Raw genomic sequence first — 20,924 nt, 5'->3', positions numbered from 1 at the left:
ATTATCTGCCCTTCCCCTTATGTTTACCTTGAGTTGAAGCCTGAGCTTTTACAAACAGCTCCCAAAATCCTTTCTGTCCGCCTTCTCTATGTATCAATTGTGCAAAACGCTGCATTAAACCATTACCCATCATAACCATCTTTGTCCATTTACCTACCGGTTTTGCTATGTCAACTATTTCTGGATCTTCTTTATAAACTTGCACATCTTTTTGTTTCTCGCGTAGCGTTTCTTGTTGTTTCATCAACTCTTTTTGCTTATTTTTTTGATATAATTCATTGAATTTTCTGTCTTCTTCCCACTCTTCTTTAAAAACTTTTCTAGGAAATATGATTTTTCTAATGCGATTTTTGTATATTTTTCTCAAAAAGAGAAATACTGCAGCTACAGCAAGTAATGTTACGCTATATAATATGATCTGTGTAAGTGGCATTTCCTGTATCTAATTCATTAAAAATACCCTTGCTATTATACCATAATTATAGAAATTGTGCAATTTTTTTGCGGGTAAAGACAATATAAAAGCAGTACTGCTCTATTTCGAAAATTGCGCAAATATCTGACGAACGGGCTTGTATGTAATAAGGTTTATTTCTATACTTCTTAAAGAATTTAGAAGTAAAACAAATATGAACTGCTGTAAAACTCATACGTGCAATGAACTGAGGAAGAACGACGTAGAAAAGGAAGTTACCCTTTCTGGATGGTTATATCGTAAGCGCGACCATGGTAACCTAATTTTTGTTGATTTAAGAGACTTCTACGGAATCACTCAGCTAGTATTTAATAATGACAAAGACTTTTTTGATGAGATATCAAATTTAAAATTGGAGAGTGTAATTACTGTTACAGGAATAGTTGAAGCTAGAACTGAAGATACGGTAAACAGCTCTATTTCTACCGGAGAAATCGAGGTGATAGTCAACAATTTGCGCGTTGAGTCGGAAGTTGAGTTCCACTTTGATGAAGAAATAGCAAAAGAAGAAAGAAGTATATTGGCAAGCATTACCGGCGAGCAAGAATACCCAGAAAACATGAGATTTAAATATCGATTTCTTGACTTAAGACGTGAAAAAGTCCGCAACAATATTATTTTGCGCTCACAAATTATTGCAGAGCTCCGCAAGCTCATGATAGAGCGAGGATTTTTAGAGATTCAAACTCCAATACTCACTGCTTCCTCTCCTGAAGGAGCACGCGACTACCTAGTGCCAAGCAGGCTAAATCCTGGCAAGTTCTATGCATTGCCACAAGCTCCGCAGATTTTCAAACAGTTGCTCATGGTCTCAGGGTTTGATAAATATTTCCAAATCGCACCGTGTTTTCGTGATGAAGATGCAAGGGCTGACCGCTCTCCTGGGGAATTTTACCAGCTAGACCTTGAAATGTCTTTTGTGACTCAAGAGGACATATTTGACGTTATTGAATCTGCTTTATATAAAGTGTTCGCCAAATTTTCTCGCAAGTCTGTCGATAAAGATTTTCCACGCATTACATACAAAGAGGCAATGCTTAAGTATGGTTCTGACAAGCCAGATTTGCGTAATCCACTATTAATCAGCGATGTTACAGAAATTTTCCGTGATTCAGGGTTCAATATTTTCAAAAGCAATATTGAGCGTGGTATGGTAGTGAGAGCCATCCCTGCACCTAAAACAGCAGAGGAACCACGCAGCTTCTTTGATAAAAAGATAGAACATGCGCAAAAAGAATTCGGTGCTAAGGGTCTCGGATATATAACGTTTGATAAAGATGGAACTGCGAAAGGCCCAATTGCTAAATTTCTTGATGAAAATAGGCTAAACCACATAAGAGAAGCAACAAACATAGAGCCAGGAGATAGTGTATTTTTTGCTTCTGACAAAGAGAATGAGGCGGCAAACATTGCAGGAAAAGTACGCACTCTTTTAGGGTCAGAACTCAGTCTTATAGATGATAATATCTTCAAGTTTTGTTGGATCATTGATTTTCCATATTTTGTATATGACGATAAAAGTAAAAAAATCGATTTCTTTCATAACCCATTCTCCATGCCACACGGTGGTCTGAAAGATTTAGAGGACAAAAATCCACTGGATATCCTTGCTTACCAATATGATCTTGTTTGCAATGGAATAGAACTGTCAAGTGGGGCGATTCGTAATAACAAACTGGATATCATGTATAAAGCTTTTGCCATTGCAGGTTATAGCCGGGGAGAAGTTGATACAAGATTCGGTGCACTTGTACGTGCATTCAGATTTGGTGTTCCTCCTCATGGTGGAATAGCACCAGGAGTTGATAGAATAGTTATGCTGCTTGCTGATGAGCCAAATATTCGTGAAGTAATCTGTTTTCCTATGAACCAGCAAGGTGAAGATGTTCTAATGGGTGCTCCTTCCAAGGTGGAGGATAAGCATTTACGTGAATTATCCTTGAAGGTTATTGAATGAAAAATTTTATAGCAAGGAGCACCGGTTAATGATATATTAGGTTATGTTAAATTGAAAGACCATGAATAATATCCAAAAAGCAATACTATCGGGCATGATCTGTAACATGATTGTGTGGTATGAACTCACTCTTTTTGGAGTATTAACAGATACAATCATCAACGTTTTTTTCCCATCAGAAGATCATTATTTGAGTACACTCAAATTCCTTGGTGTTTTTGCAATTGGTTTTGCGTTTAGACCAATTGGTGCAGTAATTTTTGGTTATATGGGAGATAAGTATGGCAGAAGAAAGACTTTACTTACTTCAGTAATATTAATTTCAATATCATCCACAATTATGGGAATTATACCTGGGTATAAAGAAATAGGGTTGCTTTCACCTGTATTGCTTGTGTTTTGTAGAATAGTGCAAGGAATAACTGCAGGAGGTGAAACAAGCATTAATACAGCATTTACGATAGAGCATTCAAAAGATAAAAAAAATCTAGGTTTCTTAGGAAGTATGAAGCCCTTTAGCGGAGCCCTTGGAACGCTCTTATGCATAACAATGATATTTATCTGCAAAAGAGTTACAGGTGAGAACTATGAAATATGGGGATGGAAGTTGCTTTTTTATTTTTGCTTTTTTTTGGGGACAATAGGTTTTTTAACTAGGTACATATTAAAAGAAAGCTTAGCATATAAAACTAATAAGTACGCTAATAATTTAGCACATTCACCATTGTTAGAACTAGTAAGAAACTATAAAAGACCGCTTATTATTTCAATCAATCTGGGAATTGCTCAGAATGCAATTGTCTACGCAGCAATAATGTTTTATAATATATCAATAAAAGAGCTAGTTATTTTATCTATTAGTGTTAAAGATTTAATGAGGATAGTAATACAGGTTGTATTTGCAGCATCTGCGGTACTTTTTGCAATTTTATCTGATAAAGTTGGAAGAAAACGCGCAATGATTCCTGTACTGATTATGCTATCTCTGATTGGTACATGTGTATTACCATTATTATCTTCCGTTAACCACTATGTCGTAATAATAACTTACTTATTGATTACTATACCAGTAGGTGCATCTTTTGGAATATATGGTTCTGTTATTTGTGAACTGTTTCCAACAAAAGTAAGATGCACTGGCGTAAGCTTAGCAAATAATATATCTGCAGGAATTTTTGGTGGCCTTTCTCCATACATATGCATGTGGCTTATAGAAAAAACCGAAACAAAACTTGCAGCAGGCATTTATCTTACTGCCTGCGCATTAATTAGCCTAATATCTGTGCTTCAAATTAAAGCCAAAGACAGAAAAGTTGATTGGTGAAATCGTTTCAGTCGAAAAATAGCGCTTCAATGGATTTTTCGATGTGTTTAGTGATAGGAGCGGTGATAGTGATTTCTTTATTGTTTGGCAGTTTTAAAGATAAAGAATGCGAATGAAGGTGAATTTTATTTGCTATCCCATCAATAAAAGCTTTTTTACCACCATATTTACCGTCACCAAGAATAGGGCAATTTATATGAGCTAAATGTGCACGTAACTGATGGGTTCTGCCGGTAATTGGTTGTAATTTTAAATAAGCAACATTGTGTTTGGATTTTGCTATAATTGAAAAATGCGTAGTGGCATTCTGAGGTGAATTTTCATCAACGACCACTTTTTCTTGACCTGAAACATATTTTTTCACCAATGGATAGTCTATTGTTCCACTATCCTTGCTCGGTATGCCAGAAGTTAATGCTAAATAAGTTTTTTTTACTCTTCGTCCTTTAAATTCTTCCATAAGGTATCTGGCAACATTAGCGTTGCGTGCGAATATTATCACTCCACTCGTATCTCTATCTAGCCTATGGACAATTTTAAATGTTTCTCCCTCTCTTATTTGGTCAAGCAAATCACTCATGCTAATCTTTACTTTTACGCCACCTTGAACGATGACCCCTGCGGGTTTGTTTATAGCTAGTATATATTCGTCTTCATATAATATGTTCTCTCTTAGTAGATTCACTAACTTTTCATTATATTTGCGATCAGAATTAGCGTTTTCAATATAATTCAAGTGCTTCAGCGTTATAGTTTGCCCAGAATTTACTCTATCACTGGACTTTGCTTTGCAATCATCAACTTTGATTAATCCTTTCCTTAAAGATTTTTCAATTACAGATTGCTTTAGATCAGGAAAGATTCTTCTGATGTACCTATCCAGCCTAACGTTATCGTCTTCTATTAATATGGTTTTTATACTTTGTAGCATTCCATTATTTATAATGAATATCTAGTGAAATGTCAATTATTGGTGTCATTCCAGTGTCAAGCACTGGAATGACACCGAAGGGGCTACTGCCGTCATAAAGGAACCAGTGTCAGCTACTCGGATGACAGGAGAAGGAGACTACTGAGATGACAGCTAGCCTGACAACCGTCATCCCGCTGCTTGTTAGCGGGATCTAGAGATACCGCGAATGAATCGCGGTATGACGGTTCGCGGCGGCATGACGTAGAGCTTGCGTTAGCTATACTTTTATACTCACCAACTCAGCTGGATCCAAGTAGTCAGAGCACTGGGATGACAAAAAAAGGAGGGCACTTGGATGACGGGAGAAGGAGCTATTTGGATGACATCGTTTACTATACAATGTTTGTACAGTTCTGGATAAAAAAATTAGCTAACAAATTTATAAACATCAGTATACAGCTCATCAACGCTTGGTTCTTTACTATTTTTGGCAAAATCTTCCGACTTTTTTACTAAATCACGTATTTCCTTATCAATTACTTTGCACTCTTCTTCTGAAGCCATTTTATTATCTGTCATGTATTTCTTTAAAGTGCTTATAGGGTCATGATTTTGCTTCATATCTTCAACTTCTTCTTTTAAGCGATAAGTAGCAGGATCTGACATTGAGTGACCGCGATATCGATATGTCTTCATTTCAAGCAGGATAGGCCCTTTTCCGCTGCGTGTGTGTTCCGCTGCTTCGCTTGTAGCCTCATAAACAGAGAAAAAATCCATTCCATCAACTTGTTTTCCAGGAATACCAAAACTTTCTCCTCTTTTATATAACTCTGTTACTAAAGTTGACCTTTGCACGGAGGTTCCCATTGCGTATTCATTATTTTCTATGATGTAAACCACAGGCAACTCCCACAAAGATGCCATATTAAACGATTCATATACTTGTCCTTGATTTGCAGCACCGTCGCCAAAATATGTAAATACCACATTATCTTTTTTCTTATATTTATTAGCAAATGCTATTCCTGTGCCAATTGGAACTTGTGCTCCCACTATTCCATGCCCGCCGAAGAATTTTTTTTCAACGTCAAATACGTGCATCGAACCACCTTTACCTTTCGAGCATCCTGTTTCTTTGCCGGTAAGCTCTGCCATTACAACATTTGGATCAGAATCACATGCGAGCATTAAGCCATGGTCTCTATAACTTGTGATAAAAGCGTCACCTAATTTTGATGCAGCTTGAGTTCCAACTGCAACTGCTTCTTGTCCTATTGATAGGTGACAGAACCCGCCTATTAATCCCATCCCATATAATTGTCCTGCTTTTTCCTCAAATTTGCGTATGAGTAGCATTTTCCTGTAGAATCCAATTATCTGTTCTTTAGTGAAATTTTCTGCTTTCATATCGATTTCTTTTTCATTAAACTAACACAATACCAGGAATTTTAAATTTTTGCTAATGAACTATTACCACTGGCTTGAGGCTTTTCACGTTATCTCTGTTATCATGTGGATGGCAGGTATGCTTTATTTACCCAGGCTTTATGTCTACCATGCAACTGTAAAACCGGGATCGGAAAATGATAGCTTGCTTCAAACAATGGAAAAGAGGCTACTTAGATATATCATAAACCCTGCAATGCTTTTCTCACTTGGTCTTGGAATTACACTAATGGTTATTAGGGAAGCATATCGTGAAGGATGGTTTCATGTAAAAGCATTTGCAATACTTTTGATGTTAATTATTCATATGCTACTTGCAAAATATAGGAAAAATTTTGCAATGGGTTCGAATAAGAAGTCACATATTTATTTTCGCGTTTTAAATGAAGCAGTTACAGTATTGATAATAGTTATAGTTATTATGGTTGTTGTAAAACCTTTTTGACTGACCTTACCCAAAAAAAGCAGAAAGCTCGTATCTGTTCAGATGCATGGCTAATGTACAATACTGAAATAAAAATTCCAGTGCTCCCTTTCTTGTCATCCCAGTGCTTGACACTGGGATCCAGTTTTTCGTATAATTTTGTCAAAATCTATTGTGCTAGCAAGTTCACTAGCGTCACGCGCTGGTCTGTTAGACATTTACGTGTAGGGTGAAGAAATTTTGAAAAAGACATACCAAATATGAAAGGCCTATATATTAAAACTTACGGCTGTCAGATGAACGTTTATGACTCCGTTTTAATGGAAAATGTAATTAAACCTTTGGGGTTCAACGTTGTTAGTGATGCAGGGAAAGCCGATTTAGTGATACTGAATACTTGTCACATTAGAGAGAAGGCAGCAGAAAAACTTTACTCAGAGCTTGGGAAGATTCATTCGTTACGAAAAGAAATGACTATAGTGGTGGCTGGGTGTGTAGCGCAAGCAGAGGGAGAAGAAGTGTTCAGAAGGGCTCCTTTTGTTGATATTGTTGTTGGTCCGCAGAGTATCGCTACCTTACCGGAGCTGATAGTCAAAGCAAGCAGAAGTAAAGGTCATGTAATAAACACTGATTTTCCTGAAGTTGCAAAGTTTGATAAATTGCCAGATGAATGCTATGGCAATAGCCAGGGGTCTTCTGCGTTTCTTGCCATACAAGAGGGTTGTGATAAATTTTGTACGTTTTGTGTAGTGCCCTATACTCGTGGAGCTGAGTATTCACGGCCAGTGAATGAAATATTTCGTGAAGCATTGAAATTAGTTGCAAATGGGGCAAATGAGATCAATTTGCTTGGTCAGAACGTCAATGCTTACCATGGGGAGTGCGAAGGGGAAGTGTGGGATTTAGGAAAATTAATTAGTCATATTGCTAAAATTGAAAAGCTAGAGAGGATTCGTTATACAACTTCTCATCCAAGAGATATGCATGAATCTCTCTACTTGGCACATGCGGAAGAGCCAAAGCTCATGCCGTTTGTTCACCTGCCTGTGCAGTCTGGTTCGAATAAAATATTGCACGCGATGAACAGGAAACACACTGCAGAGGAGTATTTGGAAATAATAGACAGATTTCGCAAATTGAAACCTGAAATCGAATTTTCTTCTGATTTTATTGTTGGTTTTCCTGGAGAAACCGAAAAAGATTTTGAAGAAACTATGAAATTAGTAGAAAAAGTTAGATATGCTCAGGCTTATAGTTTTAAATACAGCCCAAGACCAGGCACACCGGGAGCGGAAAGAAAAGATCAAGTACCAGAAGAGGTTAAAACAGAGCGCCTTCTTCGTTTACAGAAATTAATTAGTAAGCAACAACTTGAGTTTAACCAGAGTATGGTAGGTAAAACTATACCTGTTCTATTTAGCGATAAAAAAGGTAAACACCAAAACCAAATTATTGGTAAAAGCCCATATATGCAATCAGTGTGCATTGATGATTCTGAAGATAAATACAGGGACAAAATAGTAAATGTGAAAGTGTTGGAAGCTCGGCAGAGTAGTTTGCTGGGGTGTGCATTTCACTGATTTTAAGCAGCGTTAAATATAAATCTTAAGCAAAGAGTATTGAAAAAATGCAATCATAATCTTTTTCAAAAGTTACAAAGTTTAATTGCTACCTCTGCTGAACGGGTACCTTAAACCTACAAATTTGAGCTTACCTATATCAATTTTTTGTACAAGATGAGTTAGTAACAACTTTATGTATAAAATTGAAGAAGAATAAAAATACAATAACGAGCATTAAATTAAATATTCCCACCTTTAAAAAACCCTCTTTATATATTTCTAAAGATTCTAAATAATTTATTTTACCATTTACTGAAGGAACTGACATAAATTTTGATATTGCAACTCCGGCTAGGTTAGAAAACGCTAATGACAGCATTACTATACCCATCACTACTCCTCTAAGGTTTTTGGGGGCTAGTGTAGTTGCTTGTTCTTGGACTAATGGAGCAATACATAATTCTCCCAGTCCCATAAAGGAGATAGCAATTATTAAATATAAGTATTCTACTTTACCTTCAATGTTAGAGTTTAAACATCCTATGTACAGTGTGAAAAAACACATAGCCATTGTCAGAAGGCCAAGGGTAAACATGGAAGTTGCATATTTTTGCTTAAACTTCATGTATGTTCCAAAAAGAAAGCCAAATATTATAATTGACAAAGGATTTATGGCTTGAGAAACTGAAGCTGGGATTGTTATACCTAATACATTGTTAATAACGTTTCTTTCGGTGAATAAGTTAACCAAAGAGCCAAGCTGCATTTCTAAAGCAAAAAAACACAAGAAAAATACCACAAGAATAGATAATGCCACTAATTTTCGTCTTTGTTCTGCTGATAATTTAGATATTATATAAATAAATATGCCCAGAGCTGTTATTCCAATAAATATGAGCATATTAGTAAAAAATTCACTATGTATAAGCATTTTAGCAATTATTGATGATGACAGAAAGCTTCCTATCAATACTATACCAAAAATTTTAATCCCTAATATGCGCTTATTCATAAGCTCTGGATAAGGAGAAAGGCCGCTATCTCCTAAAAGATTCTGAAATTTGAGAAAAAAGATTAGCCCTATAGACATCCCAATACCAGCTAAACCAAAGCCGTAGTGCCAGCCAAACAAGTGGGCTACATAACCACATGAAATAGAAGCCAATATTGCTCCAATATTCACACCTACGTAAAATAAAGTAAAGCCTCTGCTACGTTCAGGATCGTCTTTGCCATAGCATGAACTAAGTAAGTTAGTTACGTTCCCTTTAAACATACCAGTACCTATGGCTATTAGAGATAAACCTAAATATAATAAACCTGGTTCAAACTTAACCAATGACATGCAAGCATGACCTGCTATCATCACTATCCCTCCAAGCAACACCATGTTGCGGAATCCCATCAACTTATCAGCTAAAAAACCTCCAAGTATTGGTATAGCATAACCTGTTGCAGCAAATAATGAGTAAATAGTAAAGGCCCTCTCATCAGTGAAACCTAAGTGAGAAGTCAAAAATAGGACCAAAAGTGCCCTCATTCCATAGTAAGAGAAACGTTCCCACATTTCAACAAAGCACAACATTTTTAAAAATTGTGGAAACTTATCTGTCTTCTGATCCATAAAATACCCCTAAAGCTTGGGTTAATGTTAAGTAAAACAATAAAAACTGCAAGTAAAACTTAAAAAAAGGTATTGGAAGCTCGGCAGAATAGTTTGTTGGGGTGTGAGCTACGGAAATATTTTTGAATTTGTAATTTTTCAGAAAGCCCTATATTCTTTAGTTTTACATAGCGAACATGAAGTCAAAGCATTATCCTGATACAGTAAGTAGTCCTGATTTTTCGTCGTTAGAAAAAGAAATCATAAAATTTTGGCAGGAAAATAAAGTTTTTGAGCAGTCAGTTGAAGAACGTTCCAAGGATAATTGTTTTGTCTTTTACGATGGGCCTCCGTTTGCAAATGGACTTCCGCATTATGGACATTTACTCACTGGTTTCATCAAAGACGCATTTGCAAGATATCAAACTATGCTTCAAAAAAGGGTTGAACGTAGATTTGGCTGGGATTGCCATGGATTGCCGGCTGAGATGGGTGCAGAAAAGGAACTTGGAATATCTGGTAGAACTGAGATAGAGAAGTTTGGTATAGATAAATTTAACGATCATTGTCGTACTTCTGTAATGAAATTTTCATCAGAATGGGAGAAGTATGTCAATAGGCAAGCAAGGTGGGTAGACTTTCACAATGACTATAAGACTATGGATAAATCATTCATGGAGTCGGTCATGTGGGCATTTAAGCAGCTTTATGATAAGGGCTTAGTATATGAATCAGTACGCGTTGTTCCATATAGTTGGGCTTGCGAAACTCCATTATCCAATTTTGAAACAAGGCTTGATAACGCGTATAGGGAAAAGACTAGCAAAGCTGTAACTGTTGCATTTGAGCTTTTAGAAAACCCACAGCAATTTAAAAATATTGAACAAAAGTGCAAATTACTTGCTTGGACTACAACCCCATGGACGTTGCCGAGCAATTTAGCTTTGGCGATAGGAAAGGACATCAAGTATTGTGCAGTGTCAGTCCACTCTTTGGCAGCGCGTGAAGCTGGAATCCAGGAAGGTAATAAATGTTTGCATGCTGAAGTGACATCAAATCAACCTAATGAAATATATATCTTTGCTGAAAGTTACCTAGAGAAATTTATCAGCCACTCTGAACAAAACAATATTCCATATGAAAACTGCAATATAAAACTTGAAGCGAATGATCTTGCAGGCCTTTCCTATAAGCCGCTGTTTGATTACTTTAAAGATACAAAAAATGCGTTCCGCGTTTTCATTGCTGATTATGTTACAGGAGAAGATGGTACTGGCGTTGTGCATACTGCTCCTGGATTTGGTGAGGAAGATTTTTACCTTTGCCAAAGCCATGATATTCCAGTTATTTGTCCAATTGATAACAGTGGAAAATTTACTGCTGAAGTTTCAGATTTGGCAGGGGTTCATGTTTTTGATGCCAATGATACAGTAATAAAAAAATTGAAAGGGCAGGGGAGTTGGTTTAAGACTGAGCAATATATTCACAATTATCCACACTGCTGGAGAACTGATACTCCTTTGATCTATCGCACTATGCCTTCTTGGTATGTTGCTGTTACAAAATTCAAAAGCAGAATGGTAGAGCTAAATAAGAGAGTTAATTGGATACCAAACCACATTAGAGATGGTCAATTTGGAAAATGGCTTGAAGGGGCACACGACTGGTCAATTTCACGCAATCGATTCTGGGGTACACCAATCCCTGTATGGAAATCAGACGATGCGAGATATCCAAGAGTAGATGTATATGGTTCAATAGAAGAACTGGAGAGAGATTTTAATGTTAAAATAGACGACTTGCACAGACCATTTATCGATACTTTAACAAGACCAAATCCTGATGACCCAATAGGAAAATCAGTTATGCGCCGTGTACCTGACGTGTTTGACTGCTGGTTTGAATCTGGCTCGATGCCATTTGCGCAAATCCACTATCCGTTTGAAAATAAGGAGTGGTTTGAATCTGCGGATTTTATTACCGAGTACATAGCACAAACCAGGGGGTGGTTTTATACGCTCTTTGTATTGTCTACTGCTTTGTTTGATAGGGAACCATTTAAGAACTGCATATGCCACGGTGTTGTTTTGGATGTAAAAGGGCAAAAATTGTCCAAACGTTTGAATAACTATGCAGATCCAATGGAGGTTTTTGATAGATACGGTTCTGATGCGCTGCGTTTTCTTATGCTTTCTGGATCTATTGTTTGTGGTGGTAATTTGCTACTTGATAAAGAAGGAAACTCAATACGAGATGTTCTGAAAAACGTAATAAAACCTATTTGGAACAGTTATCACTTTTTTACTATGTATGCAAATGCAGATGGAATTAAAGCTGAAGTTTGTAAGGATTATCAAAGTACTATTGATCGCTACATGATTTCCAAATGTTTTGAAGCTGTAGAAAGTATCCAAGCTTCTATGAACAGCTATAACTCCCAAGAGGCTTGCAAAATTTTAATGAACTTTTTTGAAGTGCTAAATAATTGGTATATTCGTCGCAGTCGCGAGCGTTTTTGGAAAAGTGATTTGGATCAGGATAAAACTGATGCTTATAATGTTCTATATACGGTTTTTTATTACATACTAAGAGCTGCAGCTCCTTTGTTGCCACTTATAACAGAGAATATATGGCAAGGGCTTAAGTATGAAGAAACATCTGTTCATTTGGCTAATTTTCCACAATTAGAGAAGTTTGATAGTCAGCTCATTGCCAAAATGGATCTAGTGAGAGAGATATGTAACTCTGCACTCTCTATTAGAAACACTTTTAACATACGTATCAGACAACCACTTAGTAGTATGACGATTTATCATCAGTCTTCCTGTAGTTTTCTTGAAGGTGAGCCGTTTTCTGTCATCCCAGAGTTCTCTCCTGTTATCCAAGTAGCTGACACTGGGATCCAGTGTGCTGCAGATTCAAATGAGTACCAGGAGATGATAAAAGATGAGGTAAATGTAAAAAAACTGGAGTTAGTAAACAGACTTGAAGATATTGCATCACTAGAGTTAAAGCTAAATTTCCCACTGCTTGGGAAAAGAATTCCAGACAAAATCAAGAAGCTAGTTCAATATGTCAAGGAGGGAAAATGGAAGCAAGTTGAGAATGAGCAGATATTTCTAGGAGACGAATCAGAGAACTATATTATAGAAAAAGGCGAATATGAACTATTGTTAAAAGCAAACAGTGAATATTCCTCTGTATTTGATAACAATAAAGGGATTGTCATTCTAAATACTGAACTAAATGATGAATTAATTCTAGAAGGGCTCGCGAGAGATATTGTGAGGCTCATTCAAGAAACTAGAAAACAAGCTGATTTTCATATATCAGATAGAATTAGAGTAACAATCAAAACAGAAGATGAGAAAATTAAGGAAGCAATAAATACGTGGAGTGAATATATAAAAGAGCAAACTCTAGCCTTATCTTTAGAGGTTAATATAGAAATTGGAATCAACTTTTACTCTAAAGAATACCAAGATTCAATTGTTGGTATTAAGTTAGATTGTTGATAGTTGCAAATTGTTAGCATTTGTGCTATACTTAGGGTAATTGGGGTAAGGTTATGGTATGTATGCTGTTGTAGATTGTGAGGAAGTTGTTAATTTGAATAACAACAGTGATGATTTAGGTAAAGTAGAATCTATTTCCAATGTTACTTTGGAAGAGGAAGAGTCTTTTGATGCTATGGAAGCTGTTTCTAATGTAGAAGAAGGGAATAATTTAGGTCTTGCTACTTCAGAAGAGGAAGAAGAATTTTTTGATGCTGTGGAAGAACAAGAGCCGTTAGCTAATTTTAACGTTCCACTCAGTATATTTCATTATAAAGATTATAACTCTGATTTTTTTACTTCCTGGTATAATATATCAAGCGAAATATTTAAGGAAATAAATAGAACTTGCCCAGAAAAGAAAATATTAAATTTAGCTCTGTCAGTTTTAATGCTTCCTTATATTGCTTTTACTGCACTGGGATTAGTCGTATGCAGTAGATTTCAAGCAAACAGCAAGACACAAGACAGTGTAGGGGAAGATAAGACAAAAAAGAGTGAAACTGGCGTGCCAAAAAGATTGGCATATGGTGTTCTTGCTGCAATAGCAATTTTTGTTAATATGGCTGTACTTGTAGCCTTAGTTGTTCCTGCAACAATTGCTTTGGCTACTTTTTATCTTTTAAATAGAGATTTATCTCACTCTTTAGTTACTGCTCTTAAAATAAGTATGGGGCGGTATTCTAATAAGCATCAAAATATTGAGGTGTCTTTTCATGAAAAGGAAGTTACTGGACCAAATATTGCGTGGGATATGGAAATAGAATTTCCACCGCAATTTAAACGATTGCTTAGAGATTTGTATGAAAATGAAAATAACAAGTGGTTTGATGTGACGCGGGATTCAGAGCATAGCATCGTACTGAAATTGTCAACTAACATCAATTTAAAAAATGGTCTTAAGCCCTTACGCAATGAAATCAAGGATGTGCTTGCAACTTCTATTCAGGAATTTGCGAAGACTATGGAAGAACTGATAAAGCTAGAAAAGAAAGAGATTACATATGATAAATTGAAGGAATTATTGAACGAATTCAAGTCGAAAGTGGTAGATAGTATAGGTCCTAATTTGACAAGTCACTTAATACAAAGTGCTTATCAAGTTGCCTTTATACAAGCAATTAAGTTTCAGCGAGATAGACGGGGAGAAGATTTTTCGCTGGAAGATGAGATAAAAAATTCTTTAGTGAGACAGGAATTAGAGAGCCAAGGTAAGGAATTACCAAGTAGAAAAGAGATTATAATAGAAGATTTGAAAAACGCAGGAATGGAAGTAGAAGACTCAAAAGATGATGAATTTTCTGTACATGAGGCGGAATGGAAAAAGCTTATAAAGGAAGGCGAAATAGTTAAAAGGACAGTAATTGATATTTATAAAAATAAGCATCTCCAAGCAACAGAGAAAGCCTTAGGTAATGCGAAAGAAGAAATTGAACGTTTAAGAGGAATAGGTCAAACAAGGTGTAACAATATATATAAGAAATTAAAAGAAATACATGAAAACAGTAGCTTAACAAATGACACCTTAAAAAGGGGGTTAGAAGACCTTTTTAAATTCGAATATGATGATCAAGAGATTGAGCGCAGGCTGATAAAATCAGTAATGAAAAAAGTTCAAGGTAAGTTAAGTCAATCAGATATACCGGATAAGGAGAAGCAAAGCCTAAGGAAGCAGCTTGAAGATTTAGAAAAAAAAGTAAAGGTTCCATCGGATAAGGAAGCTTCAGCTAAAATAAATGACTTTATAGAAAAGATGTATTTAGAAATAAAAAAATATAAAGTGCAAAGGTTACTTCGAGAACAAAAAAAGGGTGTTTTATGTTTATGCAAGAAATTAAGAAAATATGGTGAATCAGGTCTAGCAGAAATAATTGAAGCTTTTCGCGTGCAAGATGAAGGACATTTAGAAAAATCTACATTAGAACAAACACTCAAAGATCAAAATAAGCGTTTACAAGCTGAACAAAATAACAGGGAAAAAGGGCATCCGGGTACAAGATCAATAGAAGTGCTCTTAAAAAGGAATGAAGAAATTCTGAAAGCATTAAAACAGTTAGAATTAGGCAAAAAAGAATTATTGATAAATGAAGAAACAAAAAATGATTATAAAGAAGAACTAACGTCTCGTGAAAAAATAAAATTTGCAGTAATAGAAGATGATTTACTGAAGGTATTCAAGCTTGAAACTTTTGATGAAAAAGAAATCAAGAAGTTATTAGAAAGAGCAGAACTGGAGTACTGTTTAGCAGAAAAACGCATCAAATATCCTGTAATTAAAACAAAAGATAATATCAAACATTTTAGTCAAAATTTATTGTCTCCTTTGATAGACAATTTGACAAAAAATATAATAAATAATATACCAGGAAATAGTGAAGGTTGTATACAGAAAGTTAAGAACTGGAGTAAAGTTATGTTTGGTGCAATAAAGATTGGAGCATCAAATGCTTATAAAGAGACTACAGAGAGAAAAGCGTTAAATGTGGCACATAATACTTATAAAGAAGGAGAGACATTTCTTCAATGTTTTCAGTCAAATTATGAAGGTATTGGAGCCTTTTTAGGTAATTTATTTTCTGATGATGGGGTAACATTTAAAAATGATGTGTGGCCTAAAATAGAAGAGCATTTGCATGGAATGTGGGATAGATTTTTCAAGGATATTGAATTCAATATTGGAAATAAATTGGATGAAGTAAGTGTGACACAGCAACGGCAGGAAACTATGATTGTGACTCAACGATAAGTTCTCAAAGTTCCTCCGGTATTTTCACATACTAAATTAACTATAGCACTTGATTCTTTTTGGATCTCTTTTTCAGTTAAAGTGTGGATTGGAGAGCAAAAAGTAACTGACAACGCTATAGACATCTTATTCGGTTCTATATTATTTCCATGGTATACATCGAATATCAAAACTTCTATGATGAGCTCTGAGCTTTTTTTTACCACATTGATTATGTTACCTACTTCCACATCCTTATTTACAATAAATGCGAAATCACGTTTTACACTTTGGTATTTATAATCGATAAATTTCTTTCTACTTACAGGTAAATTTCCGATATTTTCTAATATTACCTCAAAGCCTACAACTTTTTGTTTGATATCAAAAAAATCCAGTATACTTGGATGCAGTTCTCCAAAATAACCAACTATTTTACTTCTAAAAGATAAGGTGCCTGACTTTCCTGGATGATAATATTCTTTTTCTGCTCTCTCTATCGTTAAATTATCGCAATTGACGTTAAAAAACTCCAAAGCTGCTATGCAATCAGCCTTTGCGTCAAAAACATCTACTTTCCTATCAGTATTATAATGGTTTCGCGGTAAATTATTTCCTGTTCTTATTCCACTTAAGACATGTTTAGACTGAGCTTCACCATCGTAAATCGGCCCGATTTCGAAGATTGCAAGATCAGATATTCCATGGGCAATATTATCAGCAGTAACTTGCAATAAATTTGGCATAATACTTGGTCTCATTATATTAAAGTTATTGTTAAACGGATTATCGATGATAAATAACTTATTCGAGTAACCAAATTTTTCAGCTGTTGATTCACTCATAAACGACCAGGTTAGCACTTCATGAAACCCTCTGTTTGTCATCAAAATACGCAAATTGTCGTATGTACTATCTACTTCTTCAACATTATTTGGTAGTGGTTCTTCTTTTATTTTGTCATAGCCGTATATTCTTGTTACTTCTTCAATTAGGTCAGCAAGTATAGTCACGTCCGGTCTCCAGCTTGGTACTTGTGCATTCCAATTGCCTTCGGTTTTTTTATCAATACTAAACCCTAGTTTCGTTAAGATATCGAACGTCTCATCAGGTGATACAGATACACTTCCAAACTTGTTCACATCCTGATAATCAAAGCTCACCTTGGTGTCAGCACTATCTAAACTGCCAGCAGACACTACGCTTGAGGTTTCTCCACCACATAAGTCCAGAATCATTTTAGCTGCAAGGTTGAGTCCATCAAAAGTAAATCCAGGATCAACTGAACGTGCAAATCTGTAACTAGCGTCTGTGGAGATGCCGAGCTGCCTTGAAGATTTAGTAATAGAGATGGGATCGAACCAAGCAGACTCTAAAAAGATATCAGTAGTTTCAAGAGTACATTCACTGCACTTACCACCTATAATTCCAGCAATTCCATGAATATTTTTATCACCTGCAATAACGCTTATGTCTTTGTTTAATAAGTATTCTTTACCGTTCAAACCAGCAAATTTTTCTCCGTCGTTTGCTTTGCGTACTGTGAGCTCTCCTTCTATTTTTTTTGCATCATACGCGTGCATTGGGCGGCTGAAAGATATCATAATATAGTTCGTGATATCAACTATTGCAGAAATGGAGCGCATTCCTATCGATTCCAGCCTATCTTTTAACCATTTTGGGCTTTCTTGATTTTTTACATTGGCGATGTATATTCCACTAATAAAACTTTTCCCGTCAGTAACTTCAACATCGATTGGTGAATTTATGGAGCTGGTAAGTTGTGGAATGCTTAAAGTCTTTAATGTCCCAATTCCAGTTGCAGCAAGGTCGCGAGCTATTCCATAAATGCCTAAGCAATCTCCACGGTTTGGAGTAACATTTATATCAATTACAGGGTCACAATTGAAAAATTTATCCCCTACTTTATAATCATTAGAAAGTTCAATTATTCCTTCACTTTCTTCTTGAGTAAATGCAAGTTCAGAAGCAGAGCAAAGCATCCCTTCACTTAGCACTCCTCGTATTTTTGTGGGCTTGATTGTGAAATCACTTTCTGGCAATGTGCTACCAAGAGATGCAAGCACAGTTTTCATACCTTCTCTAACATTGTTTGCTCCGCAAACTATTTGTAGAATTTTACTTCCGTCATCTACTTTACATAATTTTAATTTATCAGCATTTGGATGAGGTACGACTTCTAATACCTCTGCAACGATAAACCCAGTCAATCTGGAATTATCGATCACATCTTCTACTTCTAACCCTATGTGAGTTAATTTATCGGTAATTTCTTCTAAACTAGCATTGGTTTCTAAGTACTCTAATAACCAAGATAATGTGAATTTCATGGACCTAAAAAGAAGTGAAAAAGTTATTGTAATATAAAATGTAGTGCTTTTAAAGCTTGTTGTAGTGGAATACTTCTACATCATTGTTTATGATGTAGAAGCTTTTGTAACTTTATATCTTCTTGCGAAGAGAAAGAATTTTTTCTATATCACCTTTTAAATCTATCTCCAGAAAGAATTTAAGACTTTCATAATCCCAGGCATCCTCATCAATGTTACCATCAAAAAAGAAGTGTATTATTGCATTGTTGAGTCCTATGTAATAATCGCGAGTATCTTCGTCAAGGAAACAATCTACTGATTCGATGTATCCGTTACCAAATTCCTGCTCCAAATTTAAAGGATGATTAGTGTTAATAAAATCTATTTCGTTCATTATATACCTCACTAAAAATTAAATTATAATCAAAATAAGATATTAAGTCAAGATATTGAATAATTTAACAAGATTAGTAAATTTTAAAATACAGAGCTGACTGTAATTAACATTCTAATTACATATTTTGTTAATATGTTAATGTTATAATAATACAGAGCCTTATCTTAATTCTTGACTTTGTCCTATAAAATTCATACTTTATTTACTGTTTATAATTCAGATTAAAATGGCATTAAATCCGCTGGAACAGTTTAAAGTATATACGGTAATAGAGTTACCTAGGTTATTTGGGTATGACGTAAGCTTTACCAATTCATCTCTTTTCACGATGATTTCGGTGATATTGGTGATACTCTTTTTGCTTTTTGGAATAAAGAAGGGGGCAGTAATACCAGGATATTTGCAAGCTGCAGTTGAGTATGTATATGATTTTGTTATTTCAATAATAGAAAATAACACTGGAAGCAAAGGCTTGCAGCACATTCCATTGATATTTACAGTGTTTATTTTCATTTTATCGTGTAATTTAGTTGGTGTTCTTCCTTATAGTTTCACGGTCACAAGTCATGTGATAGTCACCTTCGCTTTATCGATGGTGGTTTTTATTTATATAACGATTGTTGGATTTAAAGAAAGGGGAGTAGAATTTTTACGCATATTGCTACCAAAAGGAACTCCTTCGTGGCTTGCACCTATAATAATTATTATTAAGTTGTTTGCTTATTTAGTAAGGCCGGTTAGCCTATCAATAAGGCTTGCAGCAAATATGATTGCTGGTCATACAATCATCAAAGTGATAGCAGGGTTTATTGTAAATATGAACATATTTTTCACTCCTGCGCCGTTTTTGTTCATAATTGCATTGATAGGATTTGAAGTATTTGTTGCAATTTTACAAGCTTATATATTTACTATATTAACATGTGTATATTTGTCAGATGCAGTAAAGTAATTGACTTCCTTGTAGAATATTTTACAATTATATTATAAAGAAATAATTAAAGGTAATATATGGATTTAGTAGCTTTAAAATTTATAGCAATTGGTTTAGCTGTGTTTGGAATGCTCGGCGCTGGTTTAGGTATAGCTAATATCTTCTCTGCTATGTTAAATGGGATTGCGAGAAACCCTGAATCAGAAGGTAAAATGAAAAGTTATGTTTATATTGGTGCTGCCATGGTTGAAATCATGGGATTGCTTGCGTTTGTACTTGCAATGTTATTAATATTTGCTGCTTAACAGATGCCACAGCTTGATGTTTCAACCTTCTTTTCTCAAGTTTTTTGGTTTTTAATTTTTTTCTCTTCACTTTTTTTCGTAGTAAGTTGTTTATTTTTGCCAAAGTTAGATGAAATAATAAGCACTAGAAGTAAAGAAGTATTGGATTCTTTTAATAGTTCTGTTCATCTTTTAAGACTCACGGAAGATCAGGTTGCCAAGTATAATGCCGCTTTAAACCAAGCTAGAATACAGGCAAAAAAAATCATAGATGATGCACTTGCTCAGGTAGAAGAAATGAGAGCTAATGTTAAGAATATATTAGAAGAGGAAGATAAAAAAAAGAGCAAGCTTATTGAAAAAAAAGTGGCAGAATTTAAATCTGAATATACTGATCAGTTAAAACAAATGGCTACTAGTATTGCTTTAATTTATTATACTAAATTGACTAATTCTGAAATTGAAGAGGAATTTATTGCTGACTTGGTGTCCAAAGAATTTTAGGGGTTTTTATGTCTACATCACTGATTATCGGTCTTGCCTTCTTGGTAAGTTTTGTCCTTTCGTATAAATTGCTAAAGAAAGTGATAAAAAATGCGCTTAACAATAAGCGTAACAAAAGCAAATTTTCAAGTGAAGAAACTGAAAAATTCAGGAAAGATATGTTGGAGTATTACAAAAAATCTTCTAAAAAATACAAAGAATTAGATGCAGAAGTTAATAAAATGATGAATGAAGCACTTGATAAAGCTAATAGTATCATTAAGCACAATAGACAGCAGCTAGATCAGACATTAGATGACAATGCCCATTCTAACTTGAAGAAAGTCACTGACCAAGTTGAAAAAGCTCTTGGAGATTTACAGGCTAACACAGCGAATATAGCTGCTGATGCTGTAAAAAAAATAATGCATGAACGTAAAGATGATAAGCGTAGTAGCGAGGTCATATCTTCATTTTCACGTGACTTAAATAAAAAATTGCATTAGGTTT

16 protein-coding genes are annotated in these 20,924 nt (G+C 35.2%); 10 read left to right on the top strand and 6 right to left on the bottom strand.

Features of this window, described 5'->3' with window-relative positions; genetic code table 11:
- Position 1: 1 nt before the first annotated feature.
- Positions 2-433 carry a hypothetical protein gene (locus INQ25_RS01910; RefSeq protein WP_174515653.1) on the bottom strand — a complete coding sequence of 144 codons (432 nt, stop codon included), beginning with the start codon at positions 431-433 and terminating at the stop codon, positions 2-4.
- A gap of 196 nt (positions 434-629) precedes the next feature.
- Here INQ25_RS01910 and aspS point away from each other — a divergent pair, with 196 nt between their 5' ends.
- Positions 630-2,432: an aspartate--tRNA ligase gene (aspS, locus tag INQ25_RS01905; protein WP_213862933.1), complete on the top strand. Its 1,803-nt coding sequence runs from the start codon at positions 630-632 to the stop codon at positions 2,430-2,432.
- Positions 2,433-2,493: 61 nt separating this feature from the next.
- Positions 2,494-3,756, top strand: a complete 1,263-nt coding sequence (locus tag INQ25_RS01900; protein ID WP_213862932.1) for an MFS transporter — start codon at positions 2,494-2,496, stop codon at positions 3,754-3,756.
- A gap of 7 nt (positions 3,757-3,763) precedes the next feature.
- Here INQ25_RS01900 and INQ25_RS01895 read toward each other — a convergent pair whose 3' ends face one another.
- The gene (locus INQ25_RS01895) at positions 3,764-4,687 is read right to left on the bottom strand and encodes an RluA family pseudouridine synthase (RefSeq protein WP_006279888.1); all 924 of its coding nucleotides are present in this window, start codon (positions 4,685-4,687) and stop codon (positions 3,764-3,766) included.
- Between the two features lie 408 nt (positions 4,688-5,095).
- Positions 5,096-6,076 carry a pyruvate dehydrogenase (acetyl-transferring) E1 component subunit alpha gene (gene pdhA, locus INQ25_RS01890; RefSeq protein WP_213862931.1) on the bottom strand — a complete coding sequence of 327 codons (981 nt, stop codon included), beginning with the start codon at positions 6,074-6,076 and terminating at the stop codon, positions 5,096-5,098.
- Positions 6,077-6,131: 55 nt separating this feature from the next.
- Between pdhA and hemJ the strand changes: the two genes are divergently transcribed.
- Both hemJ and miaB read left to right on the top strand, forming a co-directional pair.
- The gene (gene hemJ, locus INQ25_RS01885) at positions 6,132-6,560 is read left to right on the top strand and encodes a protoporphyrinogen oxidase HemJ (RefSeq protein WP_010082641.1); all 429 of its coding nucleotides are present in this window, start codon (positions 6,132-6,134) and stop codon (positions 6,558-6,560) included.
- Positions 6,561-6,799: 239 nt separating this feature from the next.
- Complete coding sequence (miaB, locus tag INQ25_RS01880) at positions 6,800-8,119, top strand: tRNA (N6-isopentenyl adenosine(37)-C2)-methylthiotransferase MiaB (protein WP_010962578.1); 1,320 nt, start codon at positions 6,800-6,802, stop codon at positions 8,117-8,119.
- A 139-nt stretch (positions 8,120-8,258) separates the two neighbouring features.
- Here miaB and INQ25_RS01875 read toward each other — a convergent pair whose 3' ends face one another.
- On the bottom strand, positions 8,259-9,725 hold the full coding sequence (locus INQ25_RS01875) for a peptide MFS transporter (RefSeq protein ID WP_007548626.1): 1,467 nt from the start codon (positions 9,723-9,725) through the stop codon (positions 8,259-8,261).
- Positions 9,726-9,901: 176 nt separating this feature from the next.
- On the opposite strand from INQ25_RS01875, the gene ileS reads away from it, so the two are divergent.
- A complete protein-coding gene (gene ileS, locus INQ25_RS01870) occupies positions 9,902-13,219 on the top strand; it encodes an isoleucine--tRNA ligase (RefSeq protein WP_213862930.1) in 3,318 nt (1,105 codons plus the stop codon).
- Positions 13,220-13,394: 175 nt separating this feature from the next.
- A complete protein-coding gene (locus INQ25_RS01865; protein WP_246484065.1) occupies positions 13,395-16,004 on the top strand; it encodes a hypothetical protein in 2,610 nt (869 codons plus the stop codon).
- Here INQ25_RS01865 and pheT read toward each other — a convergent pair.
- Positions 15,995-18,334: a phenylalanine--tRNA ligase subunit beta gene (pheT, locus tag INQ25_RS01860; protein ID WP_213862928.1), complete on the bottom strand. Its 2,340-nt coding sequence runs from the start codon at positions 18,332-18,334 to the stop codon at positions 15,995-15,997. The two genes, INQ25_RS01865 and pheT, sit on opposite strands and share 10 nt — an antisense overlap.
- 112 nt (positions 18,335-18,446) lie before the next feature.
- Positions 18,447-18,710, bottom strand: coding sequence for a hypothetical protein (locus INQ25_RS01855; protein ID WP_010962582.1), 264 nt, complete (start codon positions 18,708-18,710; stop codon positions 18,447-18,449).
- Between the two features lie 229 nt (positions 18,711-18,939).
- Between INQ25_RS01855 and INQ25_RS01850 the strand changes: the two genes are divergently transcribed.
- From INQ25_RS01850 to INQ25_RS01835, 4 genes are read left to right on the top strand one after another with little or no spacing between them, the layout of a single operon-like run.
- Complete coding sequence (locus tag INQ25_RS01850; protein ID WP_155968396.1) at positions 18,940-19,665, top strand: F0F1 ATP synthase subunit A; 726 nt, start codon at positions 18,940-18,942, stop codon at positions 19,663-19,665.
- 59 nt (positions 19,666-19,724) lie between these two features.
- Positions 19,725-19,952, top strand: coding sequence for a F0F1 ATP synthase subunit C (locus tag INQ25_RS01845; protein WP_006014985.1), 228 nt, complete (start codon positions 19,725-19,727; stop codon positions 19,950-19,952).
- A 3-nt stretch (positions 19,953-19,955) separates the two neighbouring features.
- A complete protein-coding gene (locus INQ25_RS01840; protein ID WP_065094794.1) occupies positions 19,956-20,435 on the top strand; it encodes a F0F1 ATP synthase subunit B family protein in 480 nt (159 codons plus the stop codon).
- Between the two features lie 8 nt (positions 20,436-20,443).
- Positions 20,444-20,920 carry a F0F1 ATP synthase subunit B family protein gene (locus tag INQ25_RS01835; protein WP_065094793.1) on the top strand — a complete coding sequence of 159 codons (477 nt, stop codon included), beginning with the start codon at positions 20,444-20,446 and terminating at the stop codon, positions 20,918-20,920.
- Positions 20,921-20,924 lie beyond the last annotated feature (4 nt).

The organism is Wolbachia endosymbiont of Rhagoletis cerasi (assembly GCF_018454475.1).
GTDB lineage: Bacteria > Pseudomonadota > Alphaproteobacteria > Rickettsiales > Anaplasmataceae > Wolbachia > Wolbachia pipientis.
The sequence above is the reverse complement of the archived record's forward strand: the minus strand, read 5'-3'. Positions and strand labels throughout refer to the sequence as shown.